Raw genomic sequence first — 255 nt, 5'->3', positions numbered from 1 at the left:
TTCCAATTCTGAATTGTCTTGGAGCTTATCTCATATTTTGATGCTAATTGACTTAAGGTAGCATCCTCTTTTATTAATTCTAATACTACCTTAGTCTTTTCTTCACTACTGAAAATCCTAACCTTATTTTTCTTCATCTTTCCTCCTAAGTTTTACCTATTTATTGTAACTTATTTCGGAAACTTGAGTACTATTTTTTCTGTCCTGTTTTCTCAGTCCATTATATTATTATTTTTTGATTTAGATTCATCTCTA

The organism is Rickettsia sp. TH2014 (genome assembly GCF_019249195.1).
In the GTDB taxonomy this organism is placed as follows: domain Bacteria; phylum Pseudomonadota; class Alphaproteobacteria; order Rickettsiales; family Rickettsiaceae; genus Rickettsia; species Rickettsia felis.
The sequence above is the reverse complement of the archived record's forward strand: the minus strand, read 5'-3'. Positions refer to the sequence as shown.